This window comes from Microbacterium sp. A93 (genome assembly GCF_051842835.1).
This window is the reverse complement of record NZ_JBPXMT010000007.1, coordinates 159,750-183,864: the sequence shown is the minus strand read 5'-3', so window position 1 is coordinate 183,864 and position 24,115 is coordinate 159,750. Positions and strand designations below refer to the sequence as shown.

16 protein-coding genes are annotated in these 24,115 nt (G+C 67.9%); 10 read left to right on the top strand and 6 right to left on the bottom strand.

What is annotated here, in order from left to right; translation table 11 throughout:
- Positions 1-8: 8 nt before the first annotated feature.
- Positions 9-1,469 (top strand): MFS transporter, encoded by a 1,461-nt coding sequence (locus ACSU1G_RS18455; protein ID WP_439281436.1) that lies wholly within the window; start codon positions 9-11, stop codon positions 1,467-1,469.
- On the opposite strand, the gene ACSU1G_RS18450 is transcribed toward ACSU1G_RS18455, so the two are convergent.
- Genes ACSU1G_RS18450 through ACSU1G_RS18440 form a run of 3 tightly spaced genes read right to left on the bottom strand, consistent with a single transcriptional unit; the run spans position 1,470 to position 3,080 of the window.
- A complete protein-coding gene (locus tag ACSU1G_RS18450; RefSeq protein ID WP_439281435.1) occupies positions 1,470-1,874 on the bottom strand; it encodes a VOC family protein in 405 nt (134 codons plus the stop codon).
- A 14-nt stretch (positions 1,875-1,888) separates the two neighbouring features.
- Positions 1,889-2,281 (bottom strand): methylated-DNA--[protein]-cysteine S-methyltransferase, encoded by a 393-nt coding sequence (locus ACSU1G_RS18445; RefSeq protein ID WP_439281434.1) that lies wholly within the window; start codon positions 2,279-2,281, stop codon positions 1,889-1,891.
- A gap of 34 nt (positions 2,282-2,315) precedes the next feature.
- Positions 2,316-3,080: a siderophore-interacting protein gene (locus ACSU1G_RS18440; RefSeq protein WP_439281433.1), complete on the bottom strand. Its 765-nt coding sequence runs from the start codon at positions 3,078-3,080 to the stop codon at positions 2,316-2,318.
- 86 nt (positions 3,081-3,166) lie between these two features.
- On the opposite strand from ACSU1G_RS18440, the gene ACSU1G_RS18435 reads away from it, so the two are divergent.
- From ACSU1G_RS18435 to ACSU1G_RS18420, 4 genes are all read left to right on the top strand, one after another.
- Positions 3,167-4,159, top strand: a complete 993-nt coding sequence (locus ACSU1G_RS18435; RefSeq protein WP_439281432.1) for a siderophore ABC transporter substrate-binding protein — start codon at positions 3,167-3,169, stop codon at positions 4,157-4,159.
- A gap of 74 nt (positions 4,160-4,233) precedes the next feature.
- Positions 4,234-5,217 (top strand): ABC transporter permease, encoded by a 984-nt coding sequence (locus ACSU1G_RS18430; protein WP_439281641.1) that lies wholly within the window; start codon positions 4,234-4,236, stop codon positions 5,215-5,217.
- Positions 5,210-6,259: an iron chelate uptake ABC transporter family permease subunit gene (locus tag ACSU1G_RS18425; RefSeq protein WP_439281431.1), complete on the top strand. Its 1,050-nt coding sequence runs from the start codon at positions 5,210-5,212 to the stop codon at positions 6,257-6,259. The genes ACSU1G_RS18430 and ACSU1G_RS18425 overlap by 8 nt, the downstream gene beginning before the upstream one ends.
- A complete protein-coding gene (locus ACSU1G_RS18420) occupies positions 6,256-7,011 on the top strand; it encodes an iron ABC transporter ATP-binding protein (protein ID WP_439281430.1) in 756 nt (251 codons plus the stop codon). Before ACSU1G_RS18425 ends, ACSU1G_RS18420 begins: the two co-directional genes overlap by 4 nt.
- Positions 7,012-7,014: 3 nt before the next feature.
- Here ACSU1G_RS18420 and ACSU1G_RS18415 read toward each other — a convergent pair whose 3' ends face one another.
- From ACSU1G_RS18415 to ACSU1G_RS18405, 3 genes are read right to left on the bottom strand one after another with little or no spacing between them, the layout of a single operon-like run.
- Positions 7,015-7,224 (bottom strand): hypothetical protein, encoded by a 210-nt coding sequence (locus tag ACSU1G_RS18415; protein ID WP_439281429.1) that lies wholly within the window; start codon positions 7,222-7,224, stop codon positions 7,015-7,017.
- Between the two features lie 40 nt (positions 7,225-7,264).
- Complete coding sequence (locus tag ACSU1G_RS18410) at positions 7,265-8,215, bottom strand: DNA-3-methyladenine glycosylase family protein (RefSeq protein WP_439281428.1); 951 nt, start codon at positions 8,213-8,215, stop codon at positions 7,265-7,267.
- A gap of 48 nt (positions 8,216-8,263) precedes the next feature.
- Positions 8,264-8,980: a winged helix-turn-helix domain-containing protein gene (locus tag ACSU1G_RS18405; protein ID WP_439281427.1), complete on the bottom strand. Its 717-nt coding sequence runs from the start codon at positions 8,978-8,980 to the stop codon at positions 8,264-8,266.
- Between the two features lie 327 nt (positions 8,981-9,307).
- Between ACSU1G_RS18405 and ACSU1G_RS18400 the strand changes: the two genes are divergently transcribed.
- The 5 genes from ACSU1G_RS18400 (at position 9,308) to ACSU1G_RS18380 (ending at position 24,108) form a co-directional block, all read left to right on the top strand.
- Positions 9,308-9,616, top strand: coding sequence for a GNAT family N-acetyltransferase (locus ACSU1G_RS18400; RefSeq protein WP_439281426.1), 309 nt, complete (start codon positions 9,308-9,310; stop codon positions 9,614-9,616).
- A gap of 164 nt (positions 9,617-9,780) precedes the next feature.
- On the top strand, positions 9,781-10,800 hold the full coding sequence (locus ACSU1G_RS18395; protein WP_439281425.1) for a hypothetical protein: 1,020 nt from the start codon (positions 9,781-9,783) through the stop codon (positions 10,798-10,800).
- Entirely contained in the window at positions 10,797-20,996 is a 10,200-nt protein-coding gene (locus ACSU1G_RS18390) for a DUF6603 domain-containing protein (RefSeq protein ID WP_439281424.1), read from the top strand. Before ACSU1G_RS18395 ends, ACSU1G_RS18390 begins: the two co-directional genes overlap by 4 nt.
- Entirely contained in the window at positions 20,993-23,002 is a 2,010-nt protein-coding gene (locus ACSU1G_RS18385; RefSeq protein WP_439281423.1) for a hypothetical protein, read from the top strand. The genes ACSU1G_RS18390 and ACSU1G_RS18385 overlap by 4 nt, the downstream gene beginning before the upstream one ends.
- A complete protein-coding gene (locus ACSU1G_RS18380; protein ID WP_439281422.1) occupies positions 22,999-24,108 on the top strand; it encodes a hypothetical protein in 1,110 nt (369 codons plus the stop codon). The genes ACSU1G_RS18385 and ACSU1G_RS18380 overlap by 4 nt, the downstream gene beginning before the upstream one ends.
- Positions 24,109-24,115: the final 7 nt, after the last annotated feature.

Here is a 24,115-nt window from a genome sequence, read left to right as displayed (position 1 = left end):
GGACGAAGATGTCACGTACTGCCAGCCTGGGCGCTGTCGCCTCGATCGTCGGATTCCTTGCATTCGTCGAGTTCACCAGCGGAGTGCTGCAGGGGTATTACACGCCGATGCTTTCTGACATCGCCCGTCACTTGCAGATCCATGATGCGGATGTGAACTGGTTCGAGGGCACGCAACTCATGCTTTCGGCCCTCGTCGTGCCTGCGTTCGCCAAGCTCGGCGATATGGTCGGCCACAAGCGGATGCTGCTGATCTCCACCGCCCTCACGGCCGCGGCCGCGCTGGCGCTGCCGTTCACGGACTCGTTCTGGGTGTTCCTCGTTGCGTGGACGTTGATGGGCTTCTACGTCGTCTGGTTACCGTTGGAGATCGCGCTGATCTGGTCGCGATCGCGGCGGATCCAAGGTCGCTCGATCATCACCGCTCGCGCTGCGGGAATGCTCGTCGCAGCGCTCGAGACCGGCGCCATTGCGGGCGCACTCGTCGGCGGCGCACTCATCGACGTGCTGCCGCTCACGATCGTGCTGCTGATTCCGGCGCTGCTCGTCGTGGTGTGCTTCTTCGTCATCCTGTTCGGTGTGAAGGAGTCGCCGGAATCCAACGGCGGCGTGCTCGACACGGTCGGTCTCGTGCTCATCTCGATCGCTCTCATCTGCTTCACCGGCGGGCTCAGCCTGCTGCGCTTGGAGGGCGGCCTGGTCAATCCGTGGTCGTGGGCCGTCGTCGTTCTCGGAATCCTGCTCATCGTGCCGTTCGTGCTGTGGGAGCTGCGTCACGACGACCCGCTGATCGACGTGCGCATGTTCCGATCTCCCGCGCTCGGCCCGGTCTTCCTCACGGCCGGTCTGTTCGGGGTGAGCGTGCTCGGGGCTCAAGCGCCGCTGTCGACCTTCGCGCGCACCGATCCGGATGTCTACGGGTACGGTCTGGGAACGACCGGGTTCGCGACCTCGCTGATCATCGGCATCTATCTCATCGGCATGATCACCGGTGCCCTGCTTTACTCGCGGATCGCCCGCCTGATCACGCCGAGGCGCACCCTCATCGGGGCGGCGCTGCTGGTGGGCGTCGGGTTCCTGCTGTTCTTGCCTTTCCATGACACCTACGCGCAGGTGATCATGAACATGGTGATCGTCGGCATCGGTTCCGGGGCGCTCGTCGCGGCTCTCCCGGCGGCCGCGGCATCCGCTGCTCCCGAGACACAGACCGGCGTCGCGACCGGACTCACCAACTCGGTGAAGACGCTCGGCGGGGCGATCGCCTCGTGCGTGTTCGGTATCGCGCTGATGCACGGCGTTGCCACGACGGCCGGTGCGACCGAAGGAACGGCCGGGTCGCTGGAGGGCTACATGACGGTGTGGATCGTCTGCGGCGTGACAGCGCTTGTGGCAGCGGTGCTGCTGGTGTTCGTGCCGAAGCAGGCGTTCACTGATCGTGCGGTCGACGAGGTAGAGGCGATCGCCCAGTAGTCAATCCCAGCCCTTCGGATTGTGCATGAACTCCAGTCGGATGCCGTTCGCGTCCTCGACGAAAGCGGCGTAGTACCCGTCTGTGAAGCGCGGATACTCCTTCGGCCTGCGCACTTCGGCCCACCCTGCGGCGACCGCAATGTCGTGGAGCTGGTCGACCTCCGCCCGCGAATCGACGGCGTAGGCAAGGTGCTGCCAGCCGACGCGACCGTGCCGGTGAGGTCCGGTTCCTTCCTCGCGTGCCGGGTATAACAGAAGCTCGGGCTCGCCCTCCTTTTGCCAGTACGCCAGATCCTCCGCGTCATGAGCGCGGGTGTAGCCGAGCGCTTCCAACACCGGATTGAACTGCGCGGATGCGCGCGGGACGTCGTCAACGGTGATGCCGAGGTGATCGAAGGTCGCCATGGGTACAGTCTCGCTCAGAACAACGCGGTCGGAAGGGCACCTTCGAACTCCAGCAGCCGGCGCTTCGTCACGAGTCCCTGTTCACTGTCGCCGCCCGAGTATCCGCCCAGTCCGTCGCTGGCGACGACGCGATGGCAGGGGACGATGATCGGGATCGGATTCGCTCCCATCACGGCGCCGACGCCACGGGCGGGGATGCTGGTGCCACTCCGGGCCGCGAGCTCACCGTAGGTGATCGACTGCCCATGCTCGACGGTCTCTGCCAGAGCGGTCAGGACCGCGCGGGTCGTGTCGGTCTGCAGACCGAGATTGAAAGGGATGTCGAACGTCGTCAGCCGGCCGTCGAAGTAGGCGCGAAGTTGCCGCAGGGCTTCGGTCAGAAGGGGATCATCTGCACGATCGCCCACCGGTGGGATGCCCCAACCCTGGTAGCGGCGCGGATCAGTGCGGGGCGTGGTACTCGGCCTCGTCGCGCTTCCAATAACCCTTCACTATCGCCTGTGCGGTGTCGACGCTCCAGCGCTTCAGCAGTGCACGGCCGGGCTTGACGATGGCCTGCTCGGCCGCGATGAACACGAACGGGTCAGCGCCCACGGCATCCGCTTCGGTGAGCGCTTCCAGGAAAGTGATCAGCGCGGAGCCCGCCAGGGCATCGCCGCGGTGCAACCATTCGACGTCGACGGGTGCCTCGATGTCGAGCTCTCCGTCGCCACCCTGCACTTCGATGACGATGCGTGCCGGTTGGTCGCCGATCAACGCTGCGAATCGGCGGATCGCGGGGATTGCCGTCTCGTCGCCCACCAGGAGCCATGAGCCGGGCGTTCCGGTGATCACTGCAGACCCTCGCGGTCCACCGACGCCGATCTTCGCGCCGATCGGGGCGCCTGCTGCCCAGACAGCAGCAACGCCCTCGTCGCCATGCACGGCGAACTCGACCTCAAGCCAGTTGTCGCCCCACACCAGCGGCGTGTACTCGCGGCTGGGTGCGGCCCGCATCTCCTCCACGGTTTCCGGCGTCTCCTCCGGGAAGAACAACCGCATGTGGTCGTCACTGCCGAGGGAATCGAAGCCCAGGAGGTCATCGCCCTCGAGCCGTACGCGCACGTAGTTCGCGGCGAGAATTTCGCGTGCAGTGAGCGTCACGGTGCGGAACTGGAGATCGAGCGGATGGCGCACCAGCGAGAAGCCGGATTTCAGATCGGTCATGAAGTTAGGCTAGCCTACATAACAGCGAGCTGAGGTAAGCCTTACCTAGCTCTACCGCCTTCCCCGCATCCCTTCAAAGGAGCCCTATGTCTTCGCGACGTCCACTCGCCGCAGCATCCTTCGTCCTCATTTCTGCGCTCGCGCTCGCCGGCTGCGCATCGACACCGGCTGCGGAACCTGAGAAGCCGACGTCGTCAGACGAGCCCGTTTCGGTCACTGTCGAAGACAACAACGGCACCCACACACTCGACCTTCCGCTGACCTCCGTCGTCGCGACGGACAACCGCACCTTCGAGACTCTCGAATCGTGGGGCGTCGAGCTGACCGCCGCAGCCGTTTCGCTGATGCCCAACACGATCTCGTACACCGAGGATGCCTCGATCATCGACCTGGGTAGCCACCGTGAGCCGAACCTCGAGGCGGTCGTCGCCGTCGAGCCCGATCTCATCATCAACGGCCAGCGCTTCGCCGAGTTCCACGAAGATTTCGTCTCGCTTGCTCCGGACGCGGCCGTGCTCGAACTTGACCCTCGAGAGGGTGAGCCTTTCGACGAGGAACTCAAGCGTCAGACCACCGTGCTCGGCGAGGTCTTCGGCAAGCAGACCGAAGCCACTGAGCTCAACGACGCCCTCGATGCCGCGATCGACCGGGTCAAGGCCGCATACGACGACAGCGAGACCGTCATGGCAGTGACCACATCCGGAGGAGCAATCGGCTACATCGCGCCCACCGTCGGACGCACCCTCGGCCCGGTGTTCGACTTCGCCGCGCTGACTCCTGCGCTCGAAGTCACCGATGCCACCGATGACCATCAGGGCGACGATATCGCCGTGGAGGCGATCGCCGACTCCAACCCCGATTGGATCCTGGTGATGGACCGTGACGCTGCCGTCGGCGCCGATGACCCCAACTACGCACCTGCCGCCGACATTCTCGAGAACTCGGAGGCACTGGCCAAGGTCACCGCTGTCTCCGAGGGCAACATCGTCTACATGCCCGCCGATACGTACACGAACGAAGGCATCCAGACGTACACCGAGTTCTTGAACGACTTCGCGGACGCACTCGAAGCACGCTGAGCGCGACGCATGATGGGGGCCGTCGAGGCGATGGCGGCCCCCGTTTATGCGAGAGAATCTACTGAAACACCATGATGCGATCGACACTGAGCCCACAGCCGCGCACGCGCGGCAGATTATTCGACCCCACGCTCCTGATCGGCATTGTGATCGTTGCGCTGCTGCTGGTCGCGTCGCTGTTCGTCGGGGTGTATGACATCTTCGGTGCCGATGACGGAGCCGAGATGTTCGCCATTACTCGGATTCCGCGTACGGCTGCGCTCATGCTCGCCGGTGCAGCGATGGCCATGTCCGGACTGGTGATGCAACTGCTCACACAGAACCGCTTCGTCGAACCGACGACCACAGGAACTACCGAATGGGCAGGCCTCGGGCTGCTCGCCGTGATGATCATCGCGCCGACCGCTGGCATCGTGCCCAAGATGACCGGCGCCATCATCGCGGCGTTCATCGGCACCATGGTCTTCTTCCTGTTCCTGCGCCGAGTGTCGCTGCGTTCTTCGCTGATCGTCCCCATCGTGGGCATCATGCTCGGAGCTGTCGTGGGGGCGGTGTCCACCTTCATCGCCCTCCAAACCGACATGCTCCAGAGCCTCGGCATCTGGTTCGCCGGTAGCTTCACCTCGGTGCTGCGCGGACAGTATGAAGCCCTGTGGATCGTCGCGATCGTCGGCGTCGTCATCTTCATCGTCGCCGACAGATTCACCGTCGCCGGTCTCGGCGAGGAAATCTCCACCAACATCGGAGTCAACTACAACCGCGTCGTGCTCCTCGGCACCGCACTCATCGCCGTCGCCACCGGCGTCGTCACCGTGATCGTCGGCAACCTCCCCTTCCTCGGGCTCATCGTGCCGAACATCATCTCGATGGTCAGGGGCGACGACCTGCGCAGCAACCTGCCGTGGGTGTGCCTGCTCGGCATCGCCATCGTCACGGTGTGCGACATCATCGGCCGTACCATCATCATGCCGTTCGAGGTGCCGGTCTCGCTCATCCTCGGCGTCGTCGGATCGGTCGTATTCATCGCGCTCCTGCTGAAGCAGCGTCGTCGTGCTTAGGGCTCTGCGTGGCACCACGCCGCTGCATCGTCCTCCCGCCGAGCGCCGTGCAGGACCGCTTCCGCATGGGCGCGCGCGGCGCAAGTACTTCACGGTTCTCACCATCCTGATCGTGCTGGCAGTGGCGTTCGGAATCGGCATCCTGGTGTGGGACAACCCGGTGCCCTTCGGCACAGACGGGTTCTGGCGCATCACGCAGATGCGCGGCACGAGCATTGTGGTGATGATCATCGTCGCCTTCTGCCAGGCGATCGCCACCGTGAGTTTTCAGACTGTCACGGAGAATCGCATCATCACTCCGTCGCTGATGGGGTTCGAGGCGCTCTTCATCGCAGTGCAGACCGCCGCGGTGTACTTCCTCGGAATCAGTGGGCTGGTGGCGCTGCAGGGAAATCTGCAGTTCGTCCTGCAAATCGCCCTGATGGTCGGACTATCGGTGCTGCTGTACGGCTGGCTGCTGTCGGGACGCTACGCGAACCTGCAGGTCATGCTGCTGGTCGGCATCATCATCGGCGGCGGTCTCGGATCGGTGTCGGCATTCATGCAGCGTCTGCTCACTCCGAGTGAGTTCGACGTGCTCACCGCGCAGATGTTCGGCAGCATCTCCAATGCCGACCCCGAACAGTTGCCGATCGCGATCCCGCTGTGCCTGGTCGCGGGCATCCTGCTGTGGACGAACGCCAGGCGGCTCAACCTGCTCGCCCTCGGCAAAGACATCGCGATGAACCTGGGCCTGAATCATCGGCGCGAACTCATCCGGACGCTGCTGCTGGTATCGATCCTGATGGCGGTGTCGACCGCGCTCGTGGGGCCGATGACCTTCCTCGGTTTCCTCGTGGCGACACTGGCGTATCAGTTCGCCGACACCTACGACCACCGCTACATCTTCCCGATTTCGGTGCTGATCGGGTTCGTGGTGCTTGCCGGTGCCACGTTCGTCATGAAGAACCTTTTCTACGCGCAGGGCGTTGTCTCGATCATCATCGAGTTCGTCGGCGGCATTCTCTTCCTCATCGTGATCCTCAGAAAGGGTCGGCTGTGATCAACCTCACCGACGTACGCAAAGACTACAGCGACGAAGTCGCGATCGGGCCGGTCAACCTGCAGATTCCGGCCGGGGGAGTGACCGCGCTGGTCGGACCCAACGGCGCCGGAAAGTCGACCCTGCTGACCATGATCGGTCGACTTCTGGGTCTGGATGCCGGCACGATCGAGATCGGCGGATTCGACGTCGTCAGCACGCCGTCGAAGGACCTTGCCAAGATCGTCTCGGTGCTGCGTCAGGAGAACCACTTCATCACGCGGCTGACGGTGCGCCAACTGGTGGGATTCGGACGTTTCCCGCACTCCAAGGGGCGCCTCAATGTGGACGACGAGCGAGTCATCAGCGAGGCGATCGACTTCCTCGGTCTCTCCGACCTGGAGTCGCGCTATCTCGACGAGCTGTCAGGCGGCCAGCGACAGCGGGCGTATGTGGCGATGGTGCTCGCTCAGGACACCGACTACGTTTTGCTCGACGAACCGCTGAACAACCTCGACATGCGGCACTCGGTGCAGATGATGCAGCACCTCAAACGCGCAGCCGCAGAGCTGGGTCGCACGATCGTGATCGTGCTGCACGACATCAACTTCGCCGGTCACTATGCGGATCACATCTGCGCGGTGAAGGAAGGCAAGATCGTGCAGTTCGGCACGCCGGACGAGATCATGACGGATGCCGTGCTCAGCAGCGTCTTCGACACCGAGGTGCAGGTGATCGACGGGCCGCGGGGGCGGCTTGCGGTGTATTACTGAGCGCTACAACTCGATGCCGCGGGACTCGTCGTTGACGCCGCTGTTGCCGCCCTTTTTCGACTCGGCCGCAATCAGCCAGACCAATGAGACGATCACAGCGAGCAGCAGACCGAGCCACACGTTCTGCAGGATGAGTCCGATCACCACGCCGAGTACGATCAGGGCGATGGTGCCACCAAGCCACGTCCACCGCTGTTTCTTCGTCGCTGCCATGCGGCCAGCCTAGTGGTCAGCCCAGTGGTCAGCCCAGTGGTCAGCGCGTGCGATGGTCCTCGGGCGCCAGGCGCGGCCCGCGGCGGGCTTCGCGTGGACCGCCGGCGAGGATGAGACGGATGACGCGCTGACGGTGGCCTGCCCAGGGAGCGAGGAGCTCCAGCATCCCGTCGTCGTCGACGCGGGAACCGGTGAGGGCGAAGCCGACCTCGTGGGCGAGGTGGTAGTCGCCGATGCTGACCGCATCGGGGTCGCCGAGCGCGCGGATGCGGGTCTCGGCCGCTGTCCACGCGCCGATTCCGGGCAGGCTGGTGAGGATGCGGTCTCGGTCGGCGCCGGTCTCGGCTGCGATCACGGCATCGGCGATGCGCTGCCCGCGCTCCGCCGCGCGGACGATCGCGCGGGACTGCGGCGGTTCGACACCGGCGCGATGCCATGCCCAGGAAGGGATGCCGCGCCACCCATCGATCGTGGGCGGTGCGAACATCGGTCGCGGCGTCGGACCAGGGGCGCGCTCGCCGAAGCGGGTGATGAGCACGCGCCAGGCACCGAAGGCTTGCAGCGAGGTGACCTTCTGCTCGATCGTGGCACTCACCAGCGCGTCGAAGACCAGGTCGGTGCGGGTGAGGCGGCTGCCGATAGTTCGACGGGCGATGTCGGCGAGAATCGGATGCCCCGACACGTCGAATCCGCTCGCATCGTCGTCAGCGCCGCAGAGCACGGGCAGCTGTTCGAGCACCCAGGATGCGCCAGGGCCCCACGCCGTGGCATGGATGCCCTCGCCGCTTTGCCGCAGCGCCAGGGTGGCGATGCCTTCGGGCGTGCGGCTGGCGCGCCACAGTGCCACGCCATCGACGAGCATCGTCGGATCCTTCGGCCCGCGCATGAGTACGCCAACCGTGCGGAAGAGGTTCAGTGGATGTGCGGGGTGGTACGTCGTCTGCAACGGCGCTGGCAGCACTGCAGGCACGGCATCCGCTGTCATCGACATGCGAACACCCTACGCGGCACGTCCGACAGAACCCACGGCTGGCTGAACTCAGAAGCGGTCAGGCGAAGGCGTGCCGTGGCCGTAACGGATGACGACGTCGGCGTGACGGTCGAAGCGGTAGCCGACGCCACGCACGGTGCGCACGATGTCCTCGTAGCGGCCGAGCTTGGCGCGCAGGCGACGCACGTGCACATCGATGGTGCGCTCGCCGGGGGTCTCGTCATCCGGCGACTGCCAGAGTGCGCCCACCAGTTCGGTGCGCTCGATCGTGCGGCCCTCGCGAAGTACGAGGTACTGCAGCAGTTCGAACTCCTTGTAGGTGAACGCAGCGGAATCGCCGTCGATCAGAACACGCTTGCGGGAGATGTCTACGGTGACGCCGTAGTTCTCATCCTGCTCTTCTTCCTCTGCGGCCTTGGTGCGAGCGATCGCACCGGGCTCCTGCAGAGCGAGGCGGACGACGTCAAGGTCACGACCACCCGAACCGTGCGGCGCGAGAGCGACGGTAGCGTGCGTCTCAGCGCCGGGAGCGAGCTCGGCGAGTGTGCGACGGAGTGCGTCGACGAGAAGCGGCAGGCTGACGCCGGCTTCGGCGGCCTTGATCTCGTCGAGGCCGACGTACAGGGCGAAGCCGCGAGGAGAACGGGTAGCAGGAAGATCAGCGGTGGCAACGGGAGCGGGAGCAGGCTGCTCGGTGATGGGCGCAACAGCACGGAGGTGAGAGGTGCGGGTGGCGGGACGCTCGAGGAGTGCAGAGTTCGACATGATGATGAGTCCTTGCGAAGGGTGAGCCGATACGGCTCGAATGTGTTGCGTGAATGACCGGGAGGGCCGGGAGCGAGCACGCAGGTGGGTGCTCGGTGGCTCAGACGTCGCAGATCGCGAAATTCGTCGAGCCGGGCGGGGCGGCTGGGGTCAGCTACACATTCGGCAACACATGCCAACGCAGCCGGGCATCATCATCCCGGCAGTCCTGTTCGCCTCCTGGGCGGACAAAGGGCGTGCGTTGGTGGTCATGGGTGGATTATTACTGACGAAGTCACACCGTGTCAAAACGAGTCCCCGCGTGACTTTGAGATATAGCGTGGAGATGTGACCATTTCGAGCACCATCGACGGCTTCATCCTCACTGATGAGAAGGATGCTTCGCGCTACACGCTGATGCGCGATGGAGTGCTCGTCAGCGCTCTTGACTATCGCGACGACGGGAAGACGATCGCGCTCACCAGAGCCTTCACAATCCCGACTTTCCGCGGGCACGGGCATGCGGCACGTGTGGTCGCCGGGGCTGTCGCCGACATCGAGAGTCGAGGGGAGCGCAGGGTCGATCCGGTCTGCTGGTACGTGGCCGAATGGTTCGAGCAGAACCCTTCGCACGCCGGGCTGCTGCGTCGATCCTGAGAGTATGTCGCACTGTTACGCCGGGCGTCGCATCCGGGAAGGACGCAGGAGGTGAAACTCGCCGAGGCGTAACAACCCGCGGTAGGTGAGTTTCCGCGTTCCCCTGTTGCGCGAGGCGGCCCGGGTGTACCCTGGCGTCGTTCTCGCGAAAGAAGAACCTCATCATGGGTGATGATTTCGGCGCCGGGGGGCTGGGGGACGGCGTCACAACCACTTCACTGATCGTCCGGTGCAGGGTGCCGGACGGCAGCGACGACGGGCGTGCGATCGACTCCATCGGAGGAATCGATGCGCGGGGCCGGCAGTGGCATCTGCCGCTGGCCGAGGCCGTCGCACTCGCGCGCAGCGGCCTGCGTTTCGTTCTGCAGGGTCCGCCGCCGCTGACGCATTCCGGACCACCCCTGTATGTGCCGCTGCTGGTCGCGGTCAACGAACGGGGCACGGCATACCTGCGTGCGGAAGCGGGCAAGGGCCTGCGTCTGGCGGATCTGCCGCAGTGCACTCACCGATACCACGCACCGCCCGAGCTAGACGACGGCCCGCTTTCGCGTGGATGCCGTGAAGCGGTCGAGTATCTGCGCACGCATTGCCCAGACGTCCTTCCCACCCCGCTCGCTCCGGGCGAGGAATCGGCACCGGTGCCGCTGGAGAAGAAGCGCATGTCCGCGCTTATCCAGGCGGCTGCGGCGCAGAGCGCCTGGCGCTCAGTCGGGTTCCGCGGGGATGAGCAGGATGCCCCGCACGCTGTGCTGTGGCGAGATGGGCCGGATGCGCTGCTCGTACTGCTTGACACCGTGCGGGTTGACACAGCAGAGGGCGTCGTCACGGTCTCCGTCGAAGTCGCGTGTGACGAGCTGCCGGCGCGCGGCGGCCACAGGGCGAGAGTGTGGGTGGACCTTGTGGTCGGCACTGTGGAGCGGCCGACCGGGGCGATGCTCGCGGCGACGCCGCCGCGCGGCCCTGACGTAGTCACCCAGCGTTGGGCAGATGCCCTCACTGCGTTTGCCTGGCGGGCGCTGATCGACGTGTCTGCAGCGATGGGCTCGACTCTCGGTCACGACGAGGACGGTGCCGCGCTCGTGCCCAGCCGGTGGTTCGCCACTTCGGGTGGCTTCTCGCTCGGCGTCCAAGCACGCCACACCTTCGACCGGATGGGCCTCGGCATGGCGCAGGCACGCAGATGAGCGATCTCTTCGGCGACATCGGTGGGATTGCGACAGCCCTCGGCGTCACGAAACCGGGCTGGTTCTCTCAGCCGGACACTCACCTCAAGACGATGCTCTCTGACCCGGAGCAGCGCGCGGCGCTCATCGAGGTGATCGACACTCTGCTCGGCGGTGAGGATGCCACGGCGGAGGGCGATCGCACCCTGATGCCGATCGCAGATATCGGCGTCGTCAAGGTCTTCGGCACGCTCACCGAGCGCGCAGAACTCCTCGATATCGGGCTGCTCGTGCGGGTGCGGCTGGCAGGTTCCGCGACGGAGGTCGGCGGACGCCTGGACTTGGAAGTGCCGCTGTTCGCGGCATCCGGAGAGCCCCCGTCCGGCGGAGGGCCAGAGTCCACCGAGCCGCTCCTGCTCGGCACCGAGCACGGCGTGATCCGCCTCGACGTCGGCATCGACCTGCCGACGGGAGCAGCCCCAGGTCCCGGCGGGCTCAGCCTCGGGGCGGCCGAGCTGACGCTGCGCATCCCCACCGACGGCGCGCTTCCCGACCTCGACCTGGCGCTGCGCGGTCTGCGGATGCCGGGGGCCGCTGAACCCGTCGACGTGGTCGTCGCGCCCGACTCTCTCGCGGATCTTGGCGATTCGCTGCTGCAGTTCGTGATGGGGCTGGTGAGTGCGCAACTGGACGGGCTCGGTGGGAGTGACCCGGTGCGCGCGCTCGGCGGGCTGTTCGGTCTCGTCGCAGCCGACGGCGTCCCCGATTTCCCGATTGCGCAACTCGTAGCGGAAGGCCCTGGTGCGCTCGCACGGTGGTGGGGTCTCGCGCTGTCTGGCGGTTCCGGCGATGCCTGGTTCGCGCATCTGCGGACGCTGCTGGGCGGCACATCGTCGACACTCCATGGACTACCGGCGGTCGACGTCGACCTCACGAGCACGGTCCGGCTGCGCGTCGCCGTGCGCACTGCTCCCGGAGCCGCCGGACTCCCCGTGGTGACGCCGGTGATCGCGATCGTCGCGGCCGCAGCGGCCGGTGTCGAGCTCGCCGCCGAGGTCGAACCGATCTCGCTCGATCTGGCATCGGGGGCTGCCGTCGCGCTGCCCAGCCTTCGCGTCGTCGCCACAATCGCGGGGGAGGGCGGACCGCTCCTTCCTACCCAGAGCGTCGGCGGGTTGTCGATCGGCGTGGGCAGCATCACCGCTGGTTTTGCGCTCACCGCAGACCGCACACCGCAGTTCGTGCTCGCAGCCCGCAACGCCGTCGTGGGGACGACGCCTTACGACGTGCTCGATCTGTCGAATGGCGACGCGCTCGCGGCCGCAGGCGGCACGGTGCTCGGCGACGCCGCGGAGGTGCTGCTCGACCAGCTCGGTGACGTGGGCGGCGTGCTCGGCCGACTCGTCGGGCTGGACGGCGGTACGACACCGCAGATCGACCCGGTGCGGTTGCTGTCCGATCCGATCGGCGCCATCAGGGACCGGTGGCTGGAACTGTTCGACGAGACACCGGTCATCGTGCGGGGCGTGCTCGAGCAGCTGCGCGACGCGTTCGCCTCCGACGCGGGCCGTGCACTGCCTGTCGAAGGCACCGGAACCCCCAAAGACCCCTATCGACTCATGCTCGTGCCCGGCCTCGTGCTGGAGCTCGTCCGCGTCGGAACCCGCATCGCCGTCGCGCTCTCGGCTCATGTCGACCAGGAGCTGCAACCATCGATCGATTTCGCCTTCGACGCGCGGGTGGCTCTGCTGCGTGCGGACCTGGATCCGTCGCATCCGTCGGCATCCGTGCTCGGCGACCTCGCCGCCGCCGTATCGGTGGTGCCGTCCGGAGCATCTCCGATCGAGCTCGGTGACGAGCAGGTCTCGGTGCGCACCCGGGGACTCGGCGCCCGCGTCCGCTGGCGTCCAGGGGCGGATCCTGCCGTCACACCCTGGCTGCGGGAGGCGGAACTGCGCATCGGGTCGGTCACTGTCGACCTGGACACCCTTCACGCGGCAGGGGTACTCGCGGGTGGAGCCACCCCGCTCGCGGAGGTCGCAGAGCAGGCCGTTGCGGATGCGGCGATGGATGCCGCGCACGTTCTCGCCGAGCAGGCAGTGGATGCCGCAGCCGCGTGGGGCGATGCGGCATCTGTCGCCCTCGCCACCGCGGTCGAGCACCTCGGTGCGGGGATTCTCACGGCTGCGGGCTCCGATGCGCTCGTCGCCCTGCGCGACCTTGTCGCCTGGGGTGACGCCGGCGGAGGGGGCGCGCCCGGCGGAGAGACGCTGTCGATCGCCGCGCTGGTCGCCGACCCCGCCACGGAACTGCGGCGCTGGTGCGCTGCTGCCTTCGGCATCGACCCCGCCGCGGGCGAGGTCACCGATCCTGATCGGCTCATCGGGGCGGTCGCTCGCGTGGGGAGGCTCGTCGGCCTCGACATTCCAGACGCTGCGGGACTCGCGGACGATCCGCTGCGATTCGTCCTGCCGGGTATCGAGCTCCTCGCTGGCGTCGCCGGGGAGGACGCCCAGCGGCTCGTCTCGCGCGTCACCGGCATCCTGAACGGCTGGACACCCGGCGACGCACTGCCCTCGTCGACCGAGCTGCTGGAGGGGCTCGCTGTCGACGCCGGGATCGACAACGTCCTCGCCGACCTGCTCGCGGGGCGTTCGCTCGGTCCGGACATGATTGAGGGGCTCGTCGCGCGCTGGGCGGACACCGACGGCGTCGTCGCCGTCGCGACGGCCGCGCTGCCGACGGGGCTGGATCTCACCCGCATCGACGGTCTCGTGCACGGGATGCCGCTGGACGGCGCCGGAGTGCGCGACGCCGTGGCCAGCGTGCTCGGCTCGGCGCCGGCGCGCCTCGTGCTGGTCGGCGTCGAAGCGGAGGGTGAGCCCACACTGTTGCCCGCGCGGGGCGACGCCGCGATCGAACTCGATGTCGACCTGACTGCGGCCGGGGCGCCCGCGGCATCCTTCCCGCTGCCCGGCGTCGCCCCCGTCGGCATCACCGTGGTGCGCCTTGCGGGCAAAGGAGCGAGCAGTGTCCAGGGCGCGGTGGTGACGGCGGACTCCGGATTCGACGCGCAGGTGGCGCGGCTCGCCCCTGCGCTCGCCGCGCTTTCGTCCGGTGGGGACCCCGTCGTCATCGTCGCAGGAGGCGCAGCCGGACGCGTTGCGGTCGCCGCAGCCGCCGGGAGCGACGTCGCCAGCGTGGTGACGGTCGGCACACCGTGGAGCCCGCTCGCCCTCGGCGACCTGGACTCAGGGCCGGCTTCCCAGGGCCTCCGACTGCTTGCCTCGCTCGCCGACCTCGGCGATGACGGGGAACCCCTGGATGCGGTGGCGGATGCTGCGGTGAGGCGAGGACGCGACCTCGTCGCCGCACTCCTCGGCCGCGATGTGCGCGGCGATCCATTGACAGAGCTGTCGGCGCCGGTGCGTGCGCTTCCCGCAGGGCTGGACGTCCGCGCGATCGTCGGCCGGATCGACGCCGATGCGGTGCGCGAGGCCATCACGGCGCTCGTGCGCCGCGCGCTCGATGTACGTAGCGCTGTGCGGGCGGTACCGGCTACGGCGGAAGCCGCGCTCTCGCGACTCGGCGTGCGGATCCCGCTCGCGTGGGGGGATCAGCCGGGCGGGCTGCGGGCGAAGCTCGACACGGACCTCGATCTCGCAGCCTTCGCGAGTGCGGCACTCGCCGGCGGAGACATCCCGCGTCGCATCGCGCCGCGACTTCGCCTCTGGGCGGACGGACGCTGGCTCATCGGGGGACCGGACCCGGGGCGTGCGCCTGGGCCACGGCCGTTCGGGCTGCGCGCGGTCACGCTCGAGGCGGAGATCCCGCTCCCGGCCGTGGGCGGGAGCGGCGCAGCCGCACCGCGCGGCAACGGCCGACTCATCCTGCACGACGCGTTCGTGTTCGGTGTGCGCCGCGCACGCTGGGTCATTGATCTGTCCGACACCGGTGCCCTGCTGCCGGAGGCGCGGGCACTGCTCGGCGAGCTCGCGACCGCGCTGCGCCGCGCTGCCGGTGAAGTCGCCTCGTCTGCTGCGGGCGCGCCAGGCGCTGTCGCCGACACCGCGGCCCGTGCGGCGCTGGACCTGCTGCGCACCCTGGGACTCATCGGCCCAGACGGCGGGTTCGACGCGGTCACGCTCACGACCTTCCTGTCTGACCCCGGTGCCGTGCTGCAGACGGCGCTCGCGAGTGCGCCGTCTGCGCTCGCCGCGGCCCTCCGTGACGCGGTCGGCGATACGCGGACGGACGCGGGTGCCACGGTCGAAGTGCACGCCGGCCCCGCAGTGGCGAGCATCGACCTCTCGGCCCGCATGCTCACTGTGCATACGGAAGGCGCGCACGCCGAGGTCGCGTCTGCGGATGCGGCGGCTCCGCGCATCTCGCTGGAGCTCTCCGCATCGCGCGGCGGCGTTTCGCTCGGTCTCGGGCTCGGCTGGGCGGGCGGCCTCGAGATCGAGGCGACGCTTGCTGGCGGCGACGAGCTCGTGGTGTCTGCGGGCCTCGCGTACGACGCCTTTGGCGAAGCGATCTCGCTGTGGCCACAGGAGGCGGCTCTCGCGTCTGGGCTGCGGATCGGCGAGCTGGCGCTCACGTTCGCGCGGGATGCGGCGCTGGCCGTCGCCACCCGAGCGTTGCGGGGGACGCTCGGCTCCGGCTCGCCCGAGCGGGGGCTGGTCGATGGCCTGCTCGGCGCCGTGGGGCTTCTCGACCGCGACCGCCTCGTCTGGCCGGGCGGACTCATCGCGGATCCGGCGGGGTGGCTGAGCGATCAGGTCGGCGGTGCGGCGGATGCGCTCCCGCAGCTGCTGGATGCCGCGGCATCCCTTGCCGGCATCACCACGACTCCTGGCCGGCTGAGCCTCGTCGACGGGTTCGATCTCACCGCACGCACCGTCGACGGGGTGCTCCGTGTGGGCGTCGAGGTCGACGCTGCACGCTTCTCGGGAGCGGCGCCTGGCTTCGTCCTTGGTCTCACCGGAGCGGCCCTCGTCCGGGCGGATGGGGTGGTGGTGCCGGAGGCGACGCTCACGGTCGGCACCGCCGAGGGCTCGCTCGATGTGACGCTGGGTGCGCAGGCGGGCGGTGTCGGCGACGCCATCGGCCTCGCGGTCACGCTTCGTCGCGCCGGCGGCGCCGCATTCCCGCTATACCCGGGCGGCCACGGTGTCGGCTCCGCCGTCGACCTCGCCACCACGGCCGCCGTTGCCGCCCTGCCGCGACTGCTCGACGCCCTCGCGTCCCACGACTCCGCCAGCGCACCGGACGACGCCCTCGAGATTGCCGCGCGGGTCGTCGCGACCGCGGGGCGTGCCCTCGGGCTCGCCACAGCGGCCAGCGGGATCACGACGTTCGATGCGACAAGGTTCGCGGCGTTCGTGACCGCCCCGACCGCCGCACTGCAGGCGGCGCTCGGCGCTGCGGTGGGCGAATCGCTCGGCCTGCTGCGGGACGCAGCGGAGGCGCTGTTCGACGTCGGAGACCTGTTCGAGGTCACCGTCACCGGTGGCGTGCTCGCGATCGAAGCGGGACCAGCCGAGGCCCGAGTGCGGCTGGAATGGGAAACCTCGGCGGGTGCGATCTCGATCGACGTTGCCTGCGACAGCATCCCGGTGCTCGGTGCGATCCGCGGCGGCGCCAGGATCACCCCGGTCGGCGTGCAGCGCGTGAGTGCGGTGATCGGCCCCACCCAGATTCCGATCGGGCCGGTCATGCTCACCCCGCTCGCCCGATTCTCGTGGACCCCGGCCGCCACCGCGATCGAGGTCGGCCTGGCCGCGAGCGATGAGTCGCGGGTCATCGCCCGGCTGACGCGGACGGGCACTGCCGCATTCGTCTTTGCGCTGGTGGCTGAGATCGGTGAGATCGATCCAGACACGCTCCTCGCCGCGAGTGGCGGAGTGCTCGAAGAGGCAGAAGCGGTGGCAGCCGCGCTTGCGCGCACCATGCTCTCGCTCGCCGCCGACGTGGTGCTTTCACTCGAGGAAGTTTCCGACTTTCTCGACGACACCACGCTGCCGATGCCCGCCCCTGCAGGCACACCGCTGCGCGACGTGATCGAGGGCGTAGTGCTCATCGGCGGCAGGCTCGATCTCGGCATCATCGATGACCTCGACGAGCCCGGCGCACTCCTTGCGCGTGTCGGGCGGCTCGCCGCCAATCTCGCACCCGCGCTGCCTGCAGTGCCCCTCGGCGGCGGCTACGGAGTCGGCATCCTCGCGGAACTGGCGGACGCAGGGCGGACGCTGCTCGGGCTCCGCCTCGATGTCGCAGCCGAGACGCCGTTGGGCGGCGACGACGTCGTCGTGAGCCTGGTCGCGGATGCCGCGTGGATCGACGATGAGGATGGTGGTCCAGCCGGGATCCGCGTGCCGATGATCACCGTCGGCGCAGCAGATGTCGAGATCGCCCTCGGCATCGAGGTGCGCGGTCTCGGCATCCGGCTTTCCCGAGTGAGCGGGCCGCTGCTGGATGCCGGCCTGCGCATCGAGTCCGTGCAGCTGCTCACATACGGGAGCATCCAAGACACCGCCGACGGAGTGAAGCTCGGCGGTGGAGTGAGCGTTGCTCTGGAAGGCCTCGGGCTGGCACTGGGCGGTGCGGGCGGCGGCGAGGGATCCAATCCGATCGCAGAAGGCGTCATGCCGTCGGGTGGCGCAGGCGAAGATGCGCCGAAGCCCGCGTTCAGCCCGTCGCTCAGCATTCTGAAGAAGCCGGGTGTGCCGCTCGCCGTCGACGTCCGAGCGGGAACCGCACCGGGACCGTGGTGGCTCACGGTGCAGCGCGAGTTCGGTCCGATCTATCTCGAACAGGTCGGTCTGGACGTCAAGACCGCGGCCGGCGCGATCACCAGCATCAGCGTCCTCGTCGACGGAGCCGTCTCGCTGTTCGGATTCGCGGCGGCCGTCGATAATCTCTCCCTCACCTATCGCGCGCCTGGCAGCCCGTTCGAACCGTCCTCCTGGGCGGTGGATGTCGAAGGGTTCGCGATCTCGGCCGATGTGGGTGGGCTCACCCTCGCTGGCGGACTGCGCAAGTTCGAGCCCCTCGAAGGCGGCACCGAGTACCTCGGCATGCTGCTCGCCCGATTTGGCACGTATGGGCTCACCGTCTACGGCGGGTTTGGGCAGGTGGGGGAGGGCGCGGATCAGTACCTCTCACTCTTCCTCATCGGTGGTGTCAACGGGCCGATCGGCGGCGTGCCCGCCTTCTTCATCACCGGCATCGCCGGCGGATTCGGCGTCAACCGGCGCCTAATGATTCCGCCCGACCTGAACGAGTTCCCGACATTCCCCCTCATCCGTGTGCTCGATTCCGCCGCCACCGACGTCGATCCGTTCGCGGAGATCGCGGCGATGCGAGGGAAGTTCCCGCCGGAACGAGGATCGTTCTGGTTCGCTGCAGGGCTCTCGTTCAACAGCTTTGTGCTGGTCGACGGCATCGTAGTGGTGGCCATTGAGTTCGGAAACGGCTTCGAGCTCAGCATCCTCGGCCTTGCCCGAATGGCGCTGCCGCGTCCGCAGCTGACGCTGGTATCGATCGAACTCGCCCTCGTCGCCAGAGTGTCGAGCCGTGAGGGCATCATCCTCGTCCAGGCACAGCTGACCGACAACTCCTGGCTGCTGCTGCCGAGCGTAAAGCTCACCGGCGGCTTCGCGTTCGCGGCCTGGTTCGCCGGACCCAACAAGGGTCAGTTCGTGCTGACTATTGGCGGCTACCACCCCGACTTCGTGCGGGAGGGATACCCGGTCGTCCCGCGCCTCGGCATCGAGGTCTCCATTGGCGACTTCGTGGTCATCATGGGCAAGTCGTACTTCGCGCTGACCAGCGAGGCGCTCATGGCTGGCGTGCGGATCGAGATCCATGCCGAGCTCGGCCCTGCCTGGGCGCACGTCGTGCTCGGAGCGGATGCCATCATCTACTTCGATCCGTTCTGGCTGAGCGTCACCATCTATGCCTCGATCGACGCCGGCATCACGATCGACGTGTGGATCGGCAAGATCACCCTCTCGGTGCACATCGGAGCGCGGGTCACTCTCACCGGTCCTCCCTTCCACGTGATCGCGACCCTGGAGATCGGCCCGGCAGAGGTGACGCTGGAGATCGGACCGTCTGTCAGCGTGCCGAAGCCGCTGGACTGGCCGACGTTCCTCGAGAAGTACCTTGAGGATGCCGGGTCGAACACGGCGCGCGCACTGAGCATCATCACCGGCAAGGGCACGATCCCGCCGGCGGGCGGAGCTGCCGATGGAGGGGCCGCGTCTCCGGATGGGCAGCCCGATCGCCCGTTCCGCGTGGTGGCGGAGTTCCAGGTGACGCTCACCTCGACCGTGCCGATCACGTGGTACCGCGGGGCGCCGTTGAAGACGGCCCAAGGACCGGTGACCTCGTCGGGCGCGCTCGCACTGCCAGGTATCCTGCCGATGGCCGTCGCCCCCATGCGCAAGGGGCAGGTTCTCACCTGCTTGACGCTGAGGGCAAGAGCGCGAAGCGCCTCCGGCGGGATCGACGAGTCCGATCCGAACGACTACCTTGAGCTGCCAGGTGTGACAGGAGCGCACGCGACCGGCGACTTCCCGATCGGCGTGTGGGGGCCGCTACCAGACGAGGAGACCGTTCCTCAGGGCGATCTGCTGAAGGCGCCGAACACGATCTCCATCGACGTCGAAGCTGTCATCGCGATGACGCCGCTGCCGCCCGCGATCAAGTACCGGCAGGTGCGCACCGGCAGGCGGCGGGTTCTGCCGTTGCTGCCTTCGGTCGCAGCCCTCCAGCGCACGGCGATGCAACAGGCCGCGGCGTTGACCTCGGATGCGGTGCAGGCGCTGCGCGCAGCATCCGGAGGCGCCGATGACACCACGATCGCCATGGGGCTGCTCGCGGATCGGGGCGGCATCGGTCACCTGAGGGCGCAGGACTGGCGGGCCGCCCTCGCCGCCCCGGTGCGGCTCGGATCGCTCGGTCAGAACCTGGGGCTGCTCACACCAGAGCCCGCGATCGCAAACGTCACCGTGTCGCCGGTGGCCGCGCACCAGATTCGTCCCGCCCGGATTCGCACGGTGATGACGGCACCCGTGCTGCATGACAGCGTCGCGGCCGCGATTATCGGCGGCACCAGCGTCTCCGCGGCGTTGATGTCCACGCTGGCAGGCAAGGCCGCTGCTCGCAGCATGACGGCGCCGAGCGTGGCCGCGGTGGCGTCCTCGCTGGACGGCGCGATCCCCACCAGGCTCATCCGGGCCGGTTCCGCAGCCAGAGTGTCCGGTGCGACCGTGCTCGCAAGCACTCCGTTGCCCGCCGCCGTCTTTACGGCGACCGCCGCGAGTACGGCATCCCGTCTGGCGGATCCCGGGAGCGTTCGCACCGTGCGCGGGGCCTCGCAGGAGCTGACGGATCGGGGATGGACGCTCCGCGACGGCGATGTCGCGATGCTGGAGGTTCCGGATGCGGCCCGTGACGGGCGCACCGCGCGGCCCGCGCTGCGGGTAGAGAAAGGTGGCGCGCGGATCGTTTGCTTCGGAGGCGGCGGCATCGTGCTCTCCGATTCCCACTACACGCGGGAACAGGCGATCATTATTCCGGCCGGCGCGAGCGGCCTGACGGTCATCGCCGGTCCGGATGCCCCTGCCACCGCAGGCATCGCGGTGCACGGCGGCTGGCACGACACCAGCATGCTGCCCTCGGCGACCGCCGGTTCATTGGTCGGCGTGGGATGCGTTGTCGCAGCGGTCGGAGTCTTCGCCCGCACGGCGGCGGATGTCGACACTTCGTGGACCACGCCGTCTGCCGTCACCGCAGACCTCGCCCCCACGACCACCACGCTGAGGGCCCCCGCCGCGGACCGCGCGATCGCCGCGATCGCGGTGGGCGTCACCGGCTCGGGTTCCGACGGGGTCGCGGTCGGGCTGGAGAACGCAGAACCACTCGGTGCGCCGCTGGTCACCGTGGACACCGACGGAACCTCGGTGCTCGTCTTCGCGATCCGTCAGAGCGGGCCGGGCGTCGTCGTGGTCAACGCCTCCGTCGAAGATGGGCGCGATGTCACCGGGGTCTTTGCGGCATCCGCTCCGCTGGTGGGGGTGCAATCCGATCCCGAGGTCGCAGCGCGGTGGCTCGCGAACGCGATCGGCGCCCGCGGGCTCGCCGGTCTCGATCGCCCGGTCGCGGCATCCGGCGCGGGCACCACCCGCATCCGTTGGAGGCAGTCATGAGCAGGCCACCGGCAGGAACGTTCCGCATCTACCCGGCTGCCCTCCCGCCGATCACGATCGGCAGGTACGTCGTCGACGGCGAGATCGAGATCATCGACGTCGCGGACAAAGCCGCAGCCGCCCCGCAGCCGATCGGCACGCCGGTCGGCACGTTCGAGCAGTTGCAGGGGGCGTTCGACGTCGAGGGACCGCGATATCAGCTGCCGCCGGACCAGGTGCTCTCCACCTATCCGCCCTCAGGCTCTCGTGGCGCGTACAGCAGGCGGTTGCCGCAGATCGTGATCAAGCGGCGCACGCTGCCGTGGGAGTGGTCCATGCCGCCGGGGCAGGGGGGAGCGCCAATGCCATGGCTCGCCCTGGTGCTCATCGGCCCAGGGGAGGGAACGATTGTCGTCGACCGACCGATCGCGGAGTGCGTGACGTCAGGGACGACCCTGCCGCATCCGGACGTGTTCGACACTCCGAAGGGCACCTATCTCAAGGTTCCGCAGTCCGTCGTCACCAGGACCTTCCCGACCGCAGACGACCTGCCGCTGCTCACGCACGTGCGTGAAGTCGACATGAGCGACACCGAACTCGCCATCGGCGACGATGACGGCTGGCTCGCAGTGATTCTGTGCAATCGTCTGCCGCAGGCGGGCGTGACGTACACCGCGTGCCTCATCAACATCGATTCGCAGACCGCGCACCTGCCGGACGACCCAGCCGTCGAGAACTCCTTCGACCCGTTCAGCGTGGTCTTCGACATCGGCGAGTTCACACAGGTGCTCGCCAATACTCACCCCGTCAGCGTGGATGCCGCAGTAATGGGGGCGACGCAGGTCGGCTCCGTCGCCGCAGCCGAGGCGGTCGCGGGATACGCGGTGGCGAACACCGGCGCAGCGTGGGCTGCGGGCACCAAGCGCGACGTGTCGATGACTGTTCCGGTCACAGCGGGCGTGACGAGCGTTTCTGCGCAGCCACTTCTCGGCATGCTCAACTTCCCCTACGAGCTGCTCGATACGGTGCGGCATTTCCCGGTGCTGACGTCCTGGTCGTTCACCTGCGACGGCGACGGCGATTTCGCAACGCTTGCGAACGAGGTCTCCTCTCGGCTGCTCGGCGATGTCGCGTCTGCACCAGAGGACCCGGATGGCGGACCGCGCACCAAGGACCTGCCCACCCTCACCGAACCGCCGTCGAACCGCCCGCTGCCGCTGGTGACCGAGTCGGGCCACATCGTCACCGCCTATCGGACCCGCGTCGGCGACGAAAGTCAGGCGTATTTCCGCGGGCCGCTGATCCCGAACCCGAGTGTGAGACCCACCCCAGGAGACTCCGATCGGGTGGTCCTCGCGCACCACGCCGACCAGCTGCGGCTGATCGTCCCGGACGGCCTGCAGGATCTCACCTACTCTTCAGCGTTCGAGATCGGACGCCTGCTGGCGCTCAGCAGGCCAGGAGTCGTCGCGTTGCTTGCACGCTGGCGGCGCGAGAAGTTTGCCGCGGCTGCGACCGCCGCGGTCCAGGCCCACGTCTTCGCACAGTTGCCGAGCGCGCTGCGCGAAAGCATCCGAATGGTCGACCCGCTGCGGCAGGGGATACCGATCGCGGTCGGCATCGACCTGCCGGGGCCGACTCCTGATCGGTTCGAGAAGGCGCCGACCGGCAGGCAGTTCATCCGTGGGCTGCTGTCGGCGCTCGATGCCTCGGCGGACGAGATCGCGTCGCCGCTGCCTGCCGTGAACGCGGGATTCGCGCGCGACGACACGGCGAAACTCACCCGGTCGAGGGCGACGCGCCTCGCCAAGGGGCTGGCACTGGACGTGGATCTGACGGTGCCGGCGGAAGAGCTCGCCAGGCAGCTGGCCTCGACCCCGCTCGCGAGGGCCGAGCGCGACCAGGCGGCCGAGCTCGCCGGGGCACGCATCGCGATGGAGGGCCTCGTCGCTGAGCTGATCGAGGGAGCGGATGCTCTCCAATCGGGCGGTATCGAAATATCGGACATTCTCGGGAGGATGAGATGAGCTTCACGCTGTCGACCGCGCAGCTCGTGAGCGCGGTGGCGGAGATGACCACGCACATCCTCGCCACGATGGAACCGGAACAGGAGGTACAGGACGCGCCGGACCCTGGGCCACGGCGAACGCCGCGCGCGCTGCGGCTGTGGCTTGCGCGTCTGCGCCTGTTGGAGGCTGTTCCGTTCAGCCATCTGGTCGCCGATGCGACGCTCCTCCCACCGGAGTCGATCCGCTTTTTCCACGTCGATCGTGGGTGGACGGATGCCCTGGTCGAGGGTGCCCTCTCCGTCGGCACTGTCACGACGGCGGATCGCGCGACGCTGGAGGCGATCTACCCGATGCTGCGCCCTGAAGTCGATGAGGCAGAGCGACTCGTGCGTTTGCCTGGCTGGGAGCGCGGCGCGAACGTCCCGTCGGGTCCAGCGGGTCCGATCTCGGGATTCCTGCTCCGCTCGCGCCTAGTTTCGGGATGGCCCGCGATGACCGTGCGCGGATACGGCCGAGACAATTTCCGGCTGACCGGTGCGCTGCATGCCGATGACGAGCATGTCGGAATGGGGAACGCGGCCAATGCTGCCGCGCAGGAGCGCGCGATGCAAAAGCGGGAGGTGCTCCGCTTCGAGCGCCTCGCGCCCGCCGTCCTGCTCGTCCTTTTCGACGGCGTGCCGGAGGTCGTGCACCTGGAGGAGCCCCGCGCCGGCGTGCAGTTCGGATTCGAGGACACCACGGCGCCCAGCGGCAGGGTGTCGATGACTTCTCGCACTCGCGATGTCACCAACGGGGACGGTCTCAGCGAGACCGTCCCGGTCCCGTTCCGCAGGGGTGCTCCTGGCGTCGTCCACATCGGAGAGCTGATGAACCGGCTCGCAGAGGTAGATGAGACCAATATCGGCAGCAGAAAGGATGCCGCGACGCTTGCGATGCAGCTGCTGCAGTTTCCGTGGCGTGCCGTCTTCGGCGACCAGTCGCTGCAGGAGGATGGCGGGGCCGCGCCAGACATGTCTGTGGTGTTCCATCCCGAGATCTCCTACGAGATCATCCAGGACCGTATCGCACAGGGCCCGTTGGGACACCCCTATCCCGTGTCCGGCGTCGCAGTGAACCGCGTCTGAGAAAGCC